Origin of the sequence: Mesorhizobium sp. M0768, assembly GCF_040320195.1 — a bacterium.
GTDB lineage: Bacteria > Pseudomonadota > Alphaproteobacteria > Rhizobiales > Rhizobiaceae > Mesorhizobium.
On record NZ_JAMYPD010000030.1, the window covers coordinates 1 to 16,093 of the forward strand.

At 59.7% G+C, this 16,093-nt stretch carries 13 protein-coding genes and 1 pseudogene; 11 read left to right on the plus strand and 3 right to left on the minus strand.

The features are described from left to right. Positions 1-374: 374 nt before the first annotated feature. A complete protein-coding gene (gene ppdK / locus NKI08_RS27365) occupies positions 375-3,053 on the plus strand; it encodes a pyruvate, phosphate dikinase (RefSeq protein ID WP_352773976.1) in 2,679 nt (892 codons plus the stop codon). Positions 3,054-3,245: 192 nt separating this feature from the next. Then, positions 3,246-3,983 carry a polysaccharide deacetylase family protein gene (locus tag NKI08_RS27370; protein WP_352773978.1) on the plus strand — a complete coding sequence of 246 codons (738 nt, stop codon included), beginning with the start codon at positions 3,246-3,248 and terminating at the stop codon, positions 3,981-3,983. On the opposite strand, the gene NKI08_RS27375 is transcribed toward NKI08_RS27370, so the two are convergent. Then, positions 3,984-4,373 carry a DUF427 domain-containing protein gene (locus NKI08_RS27375; protein ID WP_352773980.1) on the minus strand — a complete coding sequence of 130 codons (390 nt, stop codon included), beginning with the start codon at positions 4,371-4,373 and terminating at the stop codon, positions 3,984-3,986. A gap of 125 nt (positions 4,374-4,498) precedes the next feature. Beyond that, positions 4,499-4,885 carry a hypothetical protein gene (locus NKI08_RS27380; protein WP_352503741.1) on the minus strand — a complete coding sequence of 129 codons (387 nt, stop codon included), beginning with the start codon at positions 4,883-4,885 and terminating at the stop codon, positions 4,499-4,501. Positions 4,886-5,060: 175 nt separating this feature from the next. Here NKI08_RS27380 and NKI08_RS27385 point away from each other — a divergent pair, with 175 nt between their 5' ends. Together NKI08_RS27385 and NKI08_RS27390 are read left to right on the plus strand one after the other, a co-directional pair. Further along, positions 5,061-6,689 carry a fatty-acid--CoA ligase gene (locus NKI08_RS27385; protein WP_352773982.1) on the plus strand — a complete coding sequence of 543 codons (1,629 nt, stop codon included), beginning with the start codon at positions 5,061-5,063 and terminating at the stop codon, positions 6,687-6,689. 83 nt (positions 6,690-6,772) lie between these two features. Beyond that, positions 6,773-7,558 carry a DUF1499 domain-containing protein gene (locus NKI08_RS27390; protein ID WP_352773984.1) on the plus strand — a complete coding sequence of 262 codons (786 nt, stop codon included), beginning with the start codon at positions 6,773-6,775 and terminating at the stop codon, positions 7,556-7,558. 13 nt (positions 7,559-7,571) lie between these two features. On the opposite strand, the gene NKI08_RS27395 is transcribed toward NKI08_RS27390, so the two are convergent. Further along, positions 7,572-8,480, minus strand: a complete 909-nt coding sequence (locus NKI08_RS27395; RefSeq protein WP_352773986.1) for an MBL fold metallo-hydrolase — start codon at positions 8,478-8,480, stop codon at positions 7,572-7,574. 114 nt (positions 8,481-8,594) lie between these two features. On the opposite strand from NKI08_RS27395, the gene NKI08_RS27400 reads away from it, so the two are divergent. From NKI08_RS27400 to NKI08_RS27430, 7 genes and pseudogenes are all read left to right on the plus strand, one after another. Further along, on the plus strand, positions 8,595-9,185 hold the full coding sequence (locus tag NKI08_RS27400; protein WP_352773988.1) for a biotin transporter BioY: 591 nt from the start codon (positions 8,595-8,597) through the stop codon (positions 9,183-9,185). A 403-nt stretch (positions 9,186-9,588) separates the two neighbouring features. Beyond that, complete coding sequence (gene nusG, locus NKI08_RS27405) at positions 9,589-10,152, plus strand: transcription termination/antitermination protein NusG (RefSeq protein ID WP_352773990.1); 564 nt, start codon at positions 9,589-9,591, stop codon at positions 10,150-10,152. Positions 10,153-10,298: 146 nt separating this feature from the next. Beyond that, positions 10,299-11,618 carry a UDP-glucose dehydrogenase family protein gene (locus NKI08_RS27410; protein ID WP_352773992.1) on the plus strand — a complete coding sequence of 440 codons (1,320 nt, stop codon included), beginning with the start codon at positions 10,299-10,301 and terminating at the stop codon, positions 11,616-11,618. A gap of 40 nt (positions 11,619-11,658) precedes the next feature. Next, on the plus strand, positions 11,659-12,936 hold the full coding sequence (locus NKI08_RS27415) for a sugar transferase (protein ID WP_352773994.1): 1,278 nt from the start codon (positions 11,659-11,661) through the stop codon (positions 12,934-12,936). A 156-nt stretch (positions 12,937-13,092) separates the two neighbouring features. Next, positions 13,093-14,173, plus strand: a pseudogene (gmd, locus tag NKI08_RS27420) (GDP-mannose 4,6-dehydratase); the annotation flags it as partial. Positions 14,174-14,207: 34 nt separating this feature from the next. Next, a complete protein-coding gene (locus tag NKI08_RS27425) occupies positions 14,208-14,975 on the plus strand; it encodes a glycosyltransferase family 2 protein (protein ID WP_352773996.1) in 768 nt (255 codons plus the stop codon). A 44-nt stretch (positions 14,976-15,019) separates the two neighbouring features. Further along, entirely contained in the window at positions 15,020-16,078 is a 1,059-nt protein-coding gene (locus NKI08_RS27430) for a glycosyltransferase family 4 protein (protein WP_352773998.1), read from the plus strand. The last annotated feature ends 15 nt before the right edge of the window (positions 16,079-16,093 follow it).

Consider the following 16,093-nt stretch of genomic DNA (forward strand, 5'->3'; position numbering starts at 1 on the left):
TCTCCTGATCCCATGCTGGGAGGGCTAAAGCCGATCCCGTAGAGAAGCGAGGCCCCGCGAAAGACGTCAAACGCCGGAGAAGCCGCAAGCTCGAAAGCGCTTGACCTCAACATGCCGAATAGAGAAGTGCTTCAGGACTGCTGCAACCCGGACTCTTTCAACACTATCTGTCGGAAGCAGACGAACCGCGGGCAGCGCCACATCCGACCGCAGGGATGGTTCCTTCGAGAGCATCGAGCCGGCGAGTTCCGTCGGCCCGCCTCGCTTAATCGATTGTAGAGGACGCCGGCTTTGCCGAAAGCTTGCCTTTCGCACTGCAGCACAATATCGGTTCGATTCCCAACGTTCCAAACTCTTGGAACCGGAGAGCTAGCATGACCAAATGGGTCTACACCTTTGGCGATGGAGCAGCGGAAGGCCGTGCCGGCGACCGCAATCTGCTTGGTGGCAAGGGCGCCAATCTCGCCGAAATGTGCAGCCTGGGCCTGCCGGTGCCGCCTGGGTTCACTATCACCACCGAGGTCTGCAACGCCTACTACGCCAACGGCCACGCATACCCGGCCTCGCTGGAAGCGGATGTTGCGGTCGCCCTCGACCATATCGGCCGGCTGACCGGGCGCCGTTTCGGCGATCCGTCGAAACTGCTTTTGGTGTCGGTGCGCTCCGGTGCCCGTGCTTCCATGCCCGGCATGATGGACACCGTGCTCAACCTCGGCCTCAACGATGAGACCGTGGAAGCACTGGCCGCCGATTCAGGCGATGCGCGATTCGCCTATGACAGTTACCGCCGTTTCATCCAGATGTATTCCGATGTCGTCATGGGCCTCGACCATGAGGTGTTCGAGGAAATCCTCGAGGACCAGAAGGGCGGCCTCGGCCGTGAGCTCGACACCGAGCTGACAGACATCGAATGGCAAGGCGTGATCGCGCTCTATAAGGCCAAGGTCGAGGAGGAGCTTGGCAAGCCGTTTCCGCAGGCCCCGCATGAGCAGCTCTGGGGCGCCATCGGCGCGGTGTTTTCCAGCTGGATGAACAACCGCGCCATCACCTATCGGCGCCTGCACGACATTCCCGAAAGCTGGGGCACGGCGGTCAATGTCCAGGCCATGGTCTTCGGCAATATGGGCGACACCTCGGCCACCGGCGTCGCCTTCACCCGCAATCCGTCGACCGGCGAAAAGCAGCTTTATGGCGAGTTCCTGGTCAACGCCCAGGGCGAGGATGTCGTTGCCGGCATCCGTACGCCGCAGAACATCACCGAGGCGGCGCGCATTGCCGCCGGTTCCGACAAGCCGTCGCTGCAGAAGCTGATGCCGGACGCCTTCCAGGCTTTCGTCAGCATCTCCAACCGCCTGGAAAAACATTACCGCGACATGCAGGATCTCGAATTCACCATCGAGCGCGGCAAATTGTGGATGCTGCAGACCAGGTCCGGCAAGCGCACCGCCAAGGCGGCGCTGAAGATTGCGGTCGACATGGCCATGGATGGACTGATTTCGAAGGAGGAGGCCGTCGCCCGCATCGATCCGGCCTCGCTCGACCAATTGCTGCATCCGACAATCGATCCAAAAGCGGCGCGCGACATTATCGGCGTCGGCCTGCCGGCCTCGCCGGGTGCCGCCACCGGCGAAGTCGTGTTTTCCTCGAACGACGCCGAGGAGGCCAAGTCACAAGGCCGAAAGGCGATCCTGGTCCGCATCGAGACTAGCCCCGAAGACATCCATGGCATGCATGCGGCCGAAGGCATCCTGACGACGCGCGGCGGCATGACCAGCCACGCAGCTGTTGTGGCGCGCGGCATGGGTAAGCCTTGCGTTTCGGGAGCCGGCTCGCTGCGAGTTGACTACAAGGCCGGCACGCTGATGGCGATGGGCGCGACCTTCCGCAAGGGCGACATCATTACCATCGACGGCGGCAACGGCCAGGTGCTGAAGGGTGCCGTACCGATGCTGCAGCCGGAACTCTCCGGCGATTTCGCCGCTATCATGGAGTGGGCCGACGGCGCGCGCCGCATGAAGGTGCGCACCAATGCCGAGACGCCGCTCGATGCTCGCATGGCGCGGTCCTTCGGCGCCGAAGGCATCGGGCTTTGTCGCACCGAGCACATGTTCTTCGACGGCGACCGCATCGTTGCCATGCGCGAGATGATCCTGGCCGATACGGAAAAGGATCGGCGAACGGCGCTAGCCAAGCTGTTGCCGATACAGCGCTCGGATTTCCTCGAACTGTTCGAGATCATGGCCGGGCTGCCGGTGACGATCCGTCTGCTCGATCCGCCGCTGCACGAATTCCTGCCCAAGACCGAGGAGGAGGTGGCCGAGGTCGCCGCGGCCATGAACGTATCGCCGGACAAGCTCAGGCGGCGCACCGAAGCGCTGCACGAGTTCAATCCGATGCTCGGCCATCGCGGCTGCCGGCTTGCCGTCTCATATCCCGAAATCGCCGAGATGCAGGCACGAGCCATTTTCGAGGCGGCCGTGGAGGCCAGCAGGAAGGCCGGCGCGCTGGTGGTCCCCGAAATCATGGTGCCGCTGGTCGGGCTAGCGAAGGAGCTCGACTTCGTCAAGGCACGTATCGATGCGGTCGCCAAAAGCGTGATGGAGGAGACCGGTGTCAGGATCGACTATCTGACCGGCACGATGATCGAACTGCCGCGTGCCGCGATCCGCGCCCAAATCATCGCCGAGGCGGCCGAATTCTTCTCCTTCGGCACCAACGATTTGACCCAGACCACGTTCGGTATCTCGCGCGACGACGCGGCCTCGTTCCTCGAGACCTACCGGCAAAAAGGCATCATCGAGCAGGATCCGTTTGTGTCACTCGACATAGAGGGCGTCGGCGAGCTGGTGCGGATGGCGGCCGAGAAGGGCAGGGCGACGCGGCCCGACATAAAGCTCGGCATTTGCGGCGAACATGGGGGCGACCCGGCCTCGATCCATTTCTGCGAGAAGGTCGGCCTCGACTACGTCTCGTGCTCGCCCTACCGGGTGCCGATCGCCAGGCTGGCCGCCGCGCAAGCGGCGATGCAGGCCGCGAAGGAAGGGCGCGGGTAGGAACCGCGCGATCCTTTCACATACGGTTAAGGACGTGGAGCACGCATGGTGACCTCGCGCTTGCCAAAGGTCAGGCCGGCGGTCAAATTGCCGCTGCCGACCCTTTTGCAGGGGCATCGTCCCGATTTCCGCCTTGATGGCGGTCTTGAGGTCGCCGCTTCAACTTTGATCCGGCCGACCTGGAAATAATCGATGCGCCTGTTCCAAAACTATTTTTGCGCCGTTGCGATATCGCTGTGGGCTGTTTCTCCTGGCAACGCCCAGTTGCTCGTCGCACCTACGCTGCACATCAAGGGCGAGGCGGGCGGCGGCCGCGTCGCGCTGACGCTCGATGCGTGCGGCGGAAGGACCGACACACGGATTCTCTCGGCGCTGGTGGAAAACAAGATTCCTGCCACCATTTTCGTCACCGGCATCTGGCTGAAGCACAACGCCGCCGCCATCGAGATCATGCGGGCGCATCCCGAACTGTTTGAATTGGAAAACCATGGCGGCCGCCATGTCCCGGCTGTCGACACGCCGCAAAAGATCTACGGCATTCGCAGTGCCGGCAGCCCGCAGGCCGTGCTGGCCGAGGTCGAATCGGGTGCTGCCGCTCTTGCCGTGACCGGCGAACCGGCGCCGAAATGGTTTCGCGGCGCAACCGCCGAATACAGCCCGTCGGCGATCGCGATGATACGCAAGCTTGGTTTCAAGATCGCCGGATTCTCAATCAACGGCGATGGCGGCTCATTGCTCGGTGCAAAAGAGACCGCCCGGCGCATTGCCGCGGCGAAGGATGGCGACGTCATCATCGCTCACATCAACCAGCCGACCCATGCGGCCGGCGAAGGCGTGGTGCAGGGCCTCCTGGCGCTGAAGAGCAAGGGTGTCACCTTCGTGCGGCTCGACGATGCCGACGGCATCGGCGATGAAGGCACCACCGACTGATCAGTCGGGCGTGGCCTCGATGGTCACCTTGTTCGGATAGAACGCGCCGTGGCCGCGGATATCGGCCATCTCGTCGAACGGCCGCTCATAGGCCCACATCGCATCCTTGCCTGCATCGCCGGCGGGCAGCACGCTCCAATAGCTGGCATCGCCCTTATAGGGGCAATGGGTCGAGTGTTCGGTCTTGCCAAGCTGTTTGAAGTCGATGTCGCCGAACGGAATGTAGAAAACAGGCGGATAGGGAGGTTCGGTCAGCACCTTGACCTTGCCGGACGAGGCGATAACGACATCGCCGACGCGCACCGTCACGGTGCCCTTGTAAGGCTCGACGGTGATGACCTTGTCCGGATTGCGTTGAAAGCCGGGTGCCGGGTTTGCGATCTGGTCCATATCGGATCTCCTTGCCTCTACCCCAAGATGTGTCTGGCAAGCGCGTTGCGCAAGACCTGCCAGCCACCGGCGGGCATCGCCCGCGGGTGGCAGTCTTGCGCTTTCCTCCGGTATCGCGCCTAAAATCAGGCGGCGGCCTGGAAAGCGTCCATCAGCCCGGCATAGGCGGCGGCAATCCCGGCCACCGGATTGGTGCTTTTCGAGGTGGTCTCGACCTTCAAAGCACCACCGTTGGTCGGCAAGGTGAGCAGCAGGAACTGGCGATTGCCGCCATCGCCGACCGATGCGGCGGCGACGTGCTGGGCTTCGCCCTCGTTCTCGACGCACATCTTGAACAAGAGCGTGCCGCCGACAGCTTCGAGGGCGCCGCCGACGACCTCGACGAATTCATCTTCGGAAACGGTTTTGGCGTCAGGCACCAGATCGGCCTGCGCCACATCGGCCGCCACCAGATCGGCCAGACTTTCGGCAAGCGTATTTTCGAGGGCTTTGTCGTCGAGCTGCGCGTCCATGCGAACCTCTTTCATTCGCCAATCGCGCCCCGCCGTTAATCAACGTTAACGCCGAGCATGGCCGGATTGTGGCGAATTCGGCCTCAATTGGCTCCATGCCCCGCTCCAGCCCGATCCTGGCTGGACAATCCGCCGGTTCGTCCCACAATGGCGAAAAAATAACGGGAGGAACAAGATGCTCGGGCTGATGCAGGAATGGCCGCTGCTTTGCCATAAGCTGATCGACAATGCCGAGAGGCAGCACGGCAGCCGCGAAATCGTGTCGCGTTCGATTGAGGGGCCGATCGTGCGCAGCACATATGCCGAAATCCATGATCGTGCCCTGAAGGTCGCCGAGCGGCTCGAGCGTGACGGTTTCGGGCTTGGCGACCGCATCGCGACCCTGGCCTGGAACACCGCGCGCCATCTCGAGGCCTGGTACGGCATCATGGGTGTCGGCGCCATCTATCACACGCTCAACCCGCGTCTCTTTCCCGAGCAGATCACCTGGATCATGAACAATGCCGGGGACAAGGCGATCTTCGTCGACCTGACCTTCCTGCCTCTGCTCGAAAAGATCGCCGGCGCGGTCAAGTCGCTGAAGCAGGTTATCGTGCTGACCGACAACGCGCATATGCCGGAGACTGCGCTGCCCAATGTGGTTGCGTACGAAGAATGGCTTGCTGAAGCCGACGGCAACTTCGCCTGGAAGACTTTCGACGAAAACACCGCCGCCGGTATGTGCTACACCTCGGGCACCACGGGCGATCCGAAAGGCGTCCTCTACAGCCATCGTTCGAACGTGCTGCACGCCATGATCGAAGCGATGCCCGACGCCATGGGCCTGTCGTCGCGGGATACCGTATTGCCGGTCGTGCCGATGTTTCACGCCAACGCCTGGGGCCTTGCCCAGAGCGCGCCGATGATTGGCGCCAAGCTGGTCATGCCCGGCTGCAAGATGGATGGCGCTTCGATCTACGAGCTGCTCGACACCGAGAAGGTGACCTTCAGCGCCGCCGTGCCGACGGTGTGGATGATGCTCCTCCAGCATCTGGAAGAAACCGGCAAGAAACTGCCCTATCTGCAGAAAGTCGTCATCGGAGGCGCGTCCTGTCCACGCGCGATCACGACGAAGTTCCAGGACAATTACGATGTCCAGGTCGTCCACGCCTGGGGCATGACCGAGATGTCGCCGCTCGGCACGCTGTGTACCCTGAAGCCGGACTATGCCGGGCTGAAGGGTGAGGCTCGCCTCGCCGTCCAGCAGAAGCAGGGCTTTACGCCGTTCGGCATCGAAATGAAGATAACGGATGAGGACGATAACGAGCTGCCATGGGACGGCAAGACCTTCGGCCGACTCAAAGTCCGCGGGCCGGCCGTCGCGCGCGCCTATTATGGCGGCATCGGATCCGAACAGTTCGATGAAGACGGCTGGTTCGATACCGGTGATATCGCGCATATCGACCCCGGCGGCTACATGCAGATCACCGATCGCGCCAAGGACGTGATCAAGTCGGGCGGCGAATGGATCTCGACGATTGAGCTCGAGAACCTCGCTGTCGGCCATCCGGACGTGGCGGAGGCCGCCGCCATCGGCATTCCGCATTCGAAATGGGGCGAGCGGCCTTTGCTCGTGGTCGTGCGCAAGCCGGGCAGGGATCCGTCCAAGACGGACATCCTCGCTTTCATGGACGGCAAGGTGGCGAAGTGGTGGATGCCGGAGGACGTCGCCTTTGTCGGCGAAATCCCACACACCGCTGCCGGCAAGATCCAGAAGATTACCTTGCGCCAGCAGTTCCGGGATTATCACCTGCCGACGGATTGACCGGAGATGGGGCGTCTTTCCGCCTTCAAGCCGCCGCTGAAAGGCACTATGCCTGTGTTCGGGTTGGGGCAGCGCGGAAAACAATGACGGGAATTCCCGAGCGACAAACGTCGAGGGCTGCCGGTTGGTCGCGGCGCGCCGGCGCGTTTTCGGCAGTCCTGCTGCTGACCGCTCTCATCGGCCATCGCTATGACCTCGTCGAGACCCAAGCTTTCCTATGGGTGCTTGGCATTGTCGCCCTGCTGGCCGCGTTTGCGCTTCTGTTCGCCGGGTTTGCCTTTGCGCGATTGTGGAATTTCGGTGATCGCGGCGGCCATGACTTGACCGCTGGCGCCTTGCTGGCGGTTCTGGTGCTCATCCCTTACGGCGTCGCGGCCTATTGGGTGGCCACCTATCCGCCGCTACGCGACATCTCGACGGATCTGGACGACCCACCGGTGCTCGATATTTCCACCCGGACAAAGGATATGAACGAGCTTTTGCCGCCGACACCCGGCGAGCAGCGCCTGCAAATCGAAGCTTATCCGCTTGTTACCGGACGCAGCTACACCTTGCCTTTCGATCGCGTTCTGGAGGCGGTCAAAACGGTGCTCGATCGGCGCGGCTGGCAGCTCACGGCGCCGTTTCCAGACGCAGCAGGGCAAAGCGACGTGACGGTCGATGCACTGGCCAAGAGCGTGCTGCTTGGTCTTCCTGCCGATGTCGCCATCCGCGTGACCGACGACGGCGATGCGGTCATCGTCGACATGCGCTCGGCCTCGCGTTACGGCCGCTACGACCTTGGCGACAATGCAGCGCGCATCACCGATTTCCTTTCCGAACTCGACCAGGAAGTCGCCGGCCAGGTGGGTGTGGCGCCGGCGGAATGATATCCGAAGTGTGCTAGGTTGCCGGCGAATAGATACCGTCGATAGCCGGCGCGCCATCGGTGTGGACCAGGCCGCGCGCCACCAGGTCTTCCAGATGGGCAAGCACCGACAGGCCGGCCGCGCCATGCAGGCGCGGGTCGGTGTCTCGATAGATCGCGTCGACCATGTCCTTGATTGTCCGGTCGCCGCTGTTGATCCGCTCCAGAATTGCGCGTTCGCGCATTTTGCGATGGGCTTTCAATCCGCGCATGAAGCTGCGCGGCTCGGTCACCGGCCCACCATGACCGGGCAGCAGCAGCCGGTCGTCACGTTCGATCAGCCGATCGAGCGATGTCATGTACTGGGCCATCGCGCCATCCGGCGGTGCGACGATCGTGGTTGCCCACGCCATGACGTGATCGGCCGACAAAAGGATGCCGGTTCCCTCCAGCGCGAAGGCCGCGTGATTGGCGGTATGGCCGGGCGTCAGCACCGTCCGGATCGCCCAGCCATCGCCGTCGATCACCATATCATCCGGCAGCGCGACGTCTGGAACGAACTCGATGTCGGCGCTGGCATCGAGCGGATTGACCTCGCCGGTGCGCAACGGCCGCGCCGGGCGATGCCTGCCCTCCGCCAGAACCACCGCACCCGTATGTCGCTTTAACCGAGCCGCCAGCGGCGAATGGTCGCGATGCGTGTGGCTGACGAAGATATGGCTGACCGGCCTGGTCCCGATCGCTTCGAGCAGTGTTCTAAGATGTGCCTCGTCATCCGGTCCGGGATCGATCACCGCCACCGTCTCGCGCCCGACGATATAACTGTTGGTTCCGTGATAGGTGAACGGGCTTGGGTTCGGGGCCGTGACGCGTTGAATACCAGGCGCAACGATCACGCCCTTGCCATAGGACGGTTCGAAGCGTGTGTCGAATTTCAGCGCCATGCGAACGTCGCGACCTTTTTTGGGGCGAGGGCAAAACCGATTGCCGCATAGCACGGAAGCCAATATAGGAAAACGCAAGGCCGCGTTCGGCGGCAATCCGCAACGGGGAAGACCATGGCAATTGCAACGACGACGCGTCCGCTTATTTCTCTCGCTCTGCCTGAAAAGGGCGCGGCCCGGCTGGCAGGACAGCTTTTGCTGGCGATCGCCGGAACGTTGCTGCTGATCTTGTCTGCCAAGACCAAGATCATGCTCGGACCGGTAGACATCTCGATGCAGACGCTCGCCGTCTTGCTGATCGCTGCCGCCTTCGGCATGCGCCTTGGCGTCGCCACGCTGCTTCTCTACATGGCGGAGGGTGCGTTGGGCCTTCCGGTTTTCCAGAGCACGCCCGAAAAGGGCATCGGCATCGCTTACATGCTCGGTTCGACCGGCGGTTATCTAGCCGGCTTCGTCGTCATGGCGGCGATCGTCGGCTGGGCTGCCGACCGTGGCTGGGATCGCCATCCTATCAAGCTCTTCAATGCGATGCTGGTGGCCGAGATCGTCATGATGGCAATGGGCTTTGCCTGGCTGGCGCTGTTGATCGGCCCGGAAAAGTCGTGGCAGTTCGGGGTGGTGCCCTTTATCGTCGGCGATCTGATCAAGGTTGCGCTGGCCGCGAGCCTGGTGCCAGCTGTCTGGTCGCTGCTGAAGCGTTCGTGAAGCCGGTCGAGCGGTGATAACCCGTTCTGCGCGACAGTGATTTTTCGCCGTAGTTGGTGTGGCCGTGCAGGATCTTTGTCGCTGGCGGCAGGCTTCTAGCGTGACGCCATCCGTCACATTAGCTTCAAGTCGACGGACTAAGTACCAGAACCAACGGGCGATTCGTCGCGACTAGCGTAACCAAGCACCTACGTATGGAAATAAATTGCTCGACATAGCATCTTAGCCAGCTGAAAAAGAAAGCGGCTCGGTGATTATTTAGGCAGAGCTAAATTTCTGAGCAATGTGTAGGAAATTCTTAACCCAACCGCCTTGACTCTAGTGGCTTGGTTGCTTGCTGGTATCCACACACTGTCGTAACCGTTGACCTGAGATCATGCCGCCGACCGCCGAAGGAAGACACGTGAGTAGCGCGGAAAAAACAACGAATAGGGCGACCACCCTGTCGTCGGAGCCGACCGCCGCGCCGGCAACGCGCTGGTATGCGGCCAGCGTCTTTCCCGGGAAGGAGCATGTCGCAGAGCGGCATCTCCGGATCCAGGGATTCGAGCCCTTTGTGCCTCGCTGCGAGAAAACCGTGCGTCATGCCCGGCGGCTCGAAACCCGGTCTGCGGCGTATTTCCCGGGTTATATGTTCATCGCCCTTGACGTTGCGCTGCAACGTTGGCGCTCGGTCAATGGAACATTCGGTGTGCGTTCCCTCGTCACGCAAGGCGACCGGCCTTTGCCGGTCCCCTCGGGTCTGGTAGAGCGTTTCATTGCATTGACCGGTGAGGACGGGCTGCTTGATTTCAGTGGAGGCCTCGCAGCCGGTGCCTCGGTCCGAATCCTTTCGGGCCCTCTCGCGGAAACGATCGGTCGCCTTGACCGGCTCGATCCAGCTGGACGAGCCCGGGTTCTGGTGGCCATCATGAATGGCGAAATCCCTGTCGACTTGGATGCCAGGGATCTCGTAGCAATCGCGTAGCCGCAAACATCAAGGCGGCGTCGTGATGTAAATTGTTGTAGGATGCGCTCTCGGGTTTCACCCGGGAGTGCGGTAGCCGTCGTTCGGTGGGGAATAGGCGCTGTCTGGCGGGATCGTCTCGTCGGCGCTGATTGAGAGTACGCGGTATGCGAATAACAATGATTGGTGCCGGCTATGTAGGGCTCGTCTCGGGCGCCTGCTTCGCCGACTTTGGCCATCAGGTCTGCTGCGTCGACCGGGATGCGGAAAAGCTTGCCATGCTCAAACTTGGCAAGATACCGATCTATGAGCCAGGGCTCGACGACCTCGTCACCACCAACACCGCGCAGGGCCGCTTGCGTTTCGACGACAACCTGGCCGATGCCGTTTCTCAATCGGATGTCGTCTTCATTGCCGTGGGCACGCCGTCGCGGCGTGGCGACGGGCATGCCGATCTGTCCTTCGTTTACGATGCGGCCGCCGAGGTTGGCCGCGCGCTCAAGGGATTTACGGTCGTGGTGACGAAATCGACCGTCCCCGTCGGTACCGGCGATGAGGTGGAACGAATCATCCGCGAGCAAAATCCCGACGCCGATTTTGCGGTGGTTTCCAATCCGGAGTTTCTGCGCGAAGGATCGGCGATAGAGGACTTCAAGCGCCCCGATCGCATCATTGTCGGGACCGATGCCGAGAGGGCCAAAGTGATGATGCGCGAGATCTACCGACCGCTCTCGCTGAACGTCGCGCCGATTTTCTATACGGGCCGGCGTACGGCTGAGCTTACCAAATATGCTGGCAACGCATTTCTGGCCATGAAGATCACCTTCATCAACGAAATAGCCGATCTCTGCGAGCGGTTGGGGGCCGATGTGCAGGACGTCGCGCGCGGCATCGGCATGGACAACCGCATCGGTGCAAAGTTTCTTCATGCTGGACCGGGCTATGGTGGCTCCTGTTTCCCGAAAGATACGCTGGCACTGGTGAAGACCGCGCAGGACGCGGCAAGCCCGGTGCGGCTGATTGAAACGACGGTCTCGATAAACGACCAGCGCAAGCGGGCGATGGCGCGCAAGGTGATCGAGGCCTGCGGCGGCTCTGTGCGCGGCAAGACTGTCGGTATCCTTGGCCTTACGTTCAAGCCGAACACCGACGATATGCGCGACGCCCCCTCATTGGCCATCATTCAGGCACTCCAGGACGCAGGCGCTTCGATCAAGGCCTATGATCCGGTCGGCATGGAGCAGGCGCGCAAGATGATCGAGGGCATTGAATTCGGAGAAAGCGCCTACGCGGTGGCCGACGGCGCGCACGCGATCGTCATCGTCACCGAGTGGAACGCCTTTCGGTCACTGGATCTGACGCGGCTTCGTGCACTCATGGCGACGCCGGTGATGGTCGACCTGCGAAATGTCTATCGCGGCGAGGACGTCGTGAGGGAAGGCATAGCCTATTCCAGCGTTGGCCGAGAGCGACATCCTGTCCAGTGAAGGTTCAGGTTTCCAGGGGGCCCGGTTCGCAGGATTCAATTTGAACACCACCACTATCCATCTACCCAATCGAAGGCACCTCCTGCTCCGGATGCGCTTTCAACTGCTTGGCGGATTGATGTTCGCCATACTGCTGCCGGCGTTGTTACGTCTGTCGTTCGATCAACAAGTGATCTTGCAATCGAACATGCAGGTTACAATATTCGCCGCATTCATCGCCCATACGACAGGCTATCTGTTTTACAAGCGCATCGGCAATTTCCCGGGCGTTGCGGCGGCCGCCTACATCTTGCCAACATTCGCCCTGACTTACGGCCTCGTGTTCGCGACCATCTTCTTCTTCAGGTTCGACTACAGCCGGTTCCAGGCCGGAGCGAGCTTCGTCCAATCGACGTTGTGGTATTTTGGTTTGAGCTTGATCACGCGACGTCTGGGAGCATACCGTCTGGCGATAATTCCTGGCGGAGACGTCGGCAGGCTGGAGAACATACCGGGTGTGAGTTGGCACAGGATTCGTTCGCCCGACACAGTTGTCGAGTACGCGAGCGGCGTTGTGGCCGACCTTCGGGCCGACCTTTCTGATGAGTGGGAGCGCTATATCGCCGACCGCGCTCTCTCGGGAACACCAGTCTATCATGTCAAGCAAATCAGCGAGTCGCTCACCGGCAGGGTAGAGATAGAGCATCTTTCTGAAAACACCTTGGGTTCCCTGAATCCAAACCACGCCTACCTGAAAATAAAGCAAGCAATAGACTGGGCCTCTGCGCTGTTTGTGCTTGTTGTTTTCTCACCGTTGCTGTTCTTCGTGGCGATTGCAGTAAAGGTCGATTCACCTGGACCAGCGCTGTTTAGACAGAAGCGAATGGGCTACAGAGGACATCCCTACGAGGTCTATAAGTTTCGAACTATGAATCTCAGCGCCAGCATTGACGATGAAAAGGAAGCCGCCATCACAAAGGCCGGCGACGAACGCATCACTCGCTTGGGACAGTTCTTGAGAAAATCCAGGATCGACGAGTTGCCGCAGGCATTCAACATCCTGCGCGGCGAGATGAGCTGGATCGGTCCGCGGCCGGAAGCGCTCGTACTGTCGAACTGGTACGAGGCCGAACTGCCATTCTATCGCTACCGGCACATCGTGCGGCCTGGCATTACCGGATGGGCGCAAGTCAACCAGGGCCACGTTGCGGCAGTGGACGATGTTCTGGAAAAGCTTCACTACGACTTCTACTACATCAAGAATTTCTCCCCTTGGCTCGACGTGCTGATTGTGTTCCGTACCATCCGAACCATGCTGACAGGATTTGGCGCGCGTTGACACGGCGACAAAGATCGATAGCCAACGCAGCCAAGCCACCACTCACGAGCCTCACAGGGTGGGGACAACCACCAGCTTTGTGAAAAAGGTATTTGCAATGTCAAAAGTTACGCCGATTAGCGTTGAATACCGTCGTATCGACCCCGGAGAAGCACAATGACTAGGAAGACCGCGCTCATTACCGGCATCACCGGCCAGGATGGCGCCTATCTGGCGGAACTTCTTTTGGCAAAGGGCTATGATGTCCACGGCATCAAGCGGCGGTCGTCGTCTTTCAATACGGGCCGTATCGATAATCTCTACCAGGATCCGCATGAAAAGAACGTAAGGCTCTCGCTGCACTATGGTGACATGACCGATGCCACCAACCTCATCCGCATCGTGCAGGAAGTGCAGCCCGACGAAATTTACAATCTTGCGGCGCAATCGCATGTCCAGGTGAGCTTCGAGACCGCAGAATATACGGCGAATGCCGACGCGATCGGGACCTTGCGTCTCCTCGAAGCGATCCGGCTGCTTGGCCTGACAAAAAAAACGCGTTTCTATCAGGCATCGACGTCCGAGCTCTACGGCAACGTGCAGGAGATCCCGCAACGCGAGACCACGCCTTTCTATCCCCGGTCGCCTTATGCGGCGGCAAAAATCTATGCCTATTGGATCACAGTGAATTACCGCGAAGCCTATGATATCCATGCTTCCAATGGCATCCTGTTCAATCACGAGAGCCCGATGCGCGGCGAAACGTTCGTCACCCGTAAGATCACGCGCGCGGCTGCCGCGATAAGCCTAGGCCTTCAGGACAAGCTCTACCTCGGCAATCTGTCGGCTGAAAGGGATTGGGGGCATGCCCGCGATTATGTCGAAGGCATGTGGAGAATTCTTCAGCATGAAACGCCCGACGACTACGTTCTTGCAACCGGGGTAAAGAATTCGGTCCGCCGCTTTGTCGAACTCGCGTTCAACGAAGTCGGGACCGAGATCCAATGGGTTGGTTCTGGCATCGAAGAAAAAGGCATCGACGCAAAATCCGGCACTGTTCTGATCGAGGTGGATCCGCGCTATTTCAGGCCCACGGAAGTGGAGCTTTTGATCGGCGACGCCTCGAAGGCGGAGCGCGTTCTCGGTTGGAAGGCGACGACGTCGCTCGCAACGATGGTCCAGGAAATGGTCCAGTCCGACCTTGAAACGGTAAGGCGGGAATCCGAACATCGGCGCCTGGACGAGGATCGCATTCGCGTTGCGGCACAGTGAGCGGCGGAGGCGGGGTCGACATGAAAATCTCGGTTTTGACCGTTTGCTGGAACTCAGCAGCAACGATCAGGCACACGCTCGACAGCTTCTTTGTTCAAGACCATGGTGACAAGGAACTGGTGATCATCGACGGCGGATCGTCGGACGAAACGCTGGCGATCGTTCGGTCATATCCCCAGGACCGGATTCAGTTGGTCAGCGAGCCTGACAGTGGGATGTATGACGCCCTCAACAAAGGTCTGCACCTCTACACTGGAGACGGGGTAGGCGTCCTGAATTCCGATGACTGTTTCCACGACGACATGGTGCTGAGACGGATTGCGGCGGGGCTTGAGCATGCAGATATCGTGCATGGCGACCTGGACTTTGTCGAAGACCATCTGAGCAAGCGGGTCATACGACGCTGGCGTGCCGCTCCCAAGCCGGCAAAAGGTTTTCGGACTGGTTGGATGCCGGCCCATCCGACGTTCTACGTCAGGCGGAAAGTGGCGGAAGCGGTCGGCGCGTTCGACCTCAGGCTCAAGGTGGCATCGGATTACGATTGGATGCTGAGGGCGGTTGAGGTCCATGGATTCGAATCCGTTGCCACTAACCACGTGCTGGTCGACATGATGATCGGCGGGGCCAGCACGCGTAGCCTTGCCTCGCACTTGGGCCACAATTTGGAAGCGCTGCGTTCCCGCCGCCGCTGGCTCGGATCAGGTCCTTTCGACTACGCGCTTGTTGCGAAACCTGCGCGCAAGCTGAGGCAATTCCTTTTAACACCACGCAACAAATCGCCCGTATGAAAACAGAACCAAGTAACAGCCTTGTTTGGCCGGTCGGAAGTCTATTGCTTGTTGGCCCCTCTTGCAGCCCGGTGACCGGGCAGTCGGCAATGTTTCAAGCGGCAGTGGATGTATTTCCAGGAGCCAGAGTTGTTCGTATAAAAGGCACAGACCGAAGGGCGATAATTAGGTGCCTCTTTGCGGCAGAGTTCCTATGGAAGTACTTCAGAAACCTGTATCGAAAAGAGGTTGAGCTTGTTTATGTGACGGTTTCGCGCTCAGTATCTGGATTTATAAGGGATTTTATTGTATATTTATCCGCTCGGTCCGCTGCGAAGAGAATTGTATTTCATTGCCACGGAGGAGATCTCCATAATTTATTCAACAAGAGGATATTCGGTCGCATCGCATCTTTTATATATAGACGTGCGGATGCGATTATATTCCTAAATAGATGTTCGATCCCGGCCGAAATTGTTAGCTTGAAGAATATTTGGATAGTTGATAACTGCTACCAGGGATTTAAAGAGACAGCACCGACCCAAGCCCCGGAAAAGAAGTGGAAGAGGCCCGGTAGGCGGGTCACCTATATTGGAAATTTCATCCGACAGAAGGGAGTTGATGACGTCTTAGACGTTATCAGCAAGATTAACGAAAAGAATTCTTCAACCGAGATTTCATTTGTCTTGGCGGGAAAGTTTCTGAATGAGCCGGACTTGGAAGCTGAAGTACGCAGACGCGCAGCCGGAATGAGTAACCTCCGTTTGATTGCAGGTCCTCAGCGAAGCCAGCTAGAACTCGAACTGAAAGACAGCAATTTCTTAATTTTCCCCTCTCGCTATCCGTCCGAATGTCAGCCCCTTGTGGTAATAGAGGCGCTTGTCGCGGGGGCCATCCCGATGATCACGGATGTTAATGGTATACAGGAGCAGTTTTCGGAGTTCTCCTTCTTAAAAATCACACCTCGCGACTCTGATGGCATGGTTGAAGTCCTGCTAGCCAATCTAAGCGTCGATCTTTCCGACGTAGCCACGGCAAATCGGGACCTCGCGACGGTAAGATTCTCAGAAGACAAGTTCAAAGAGTCTCTTGCAACTGTCCTTGCTTCTTATCTGAGGAATTGAGGGTGCTCTTTCATG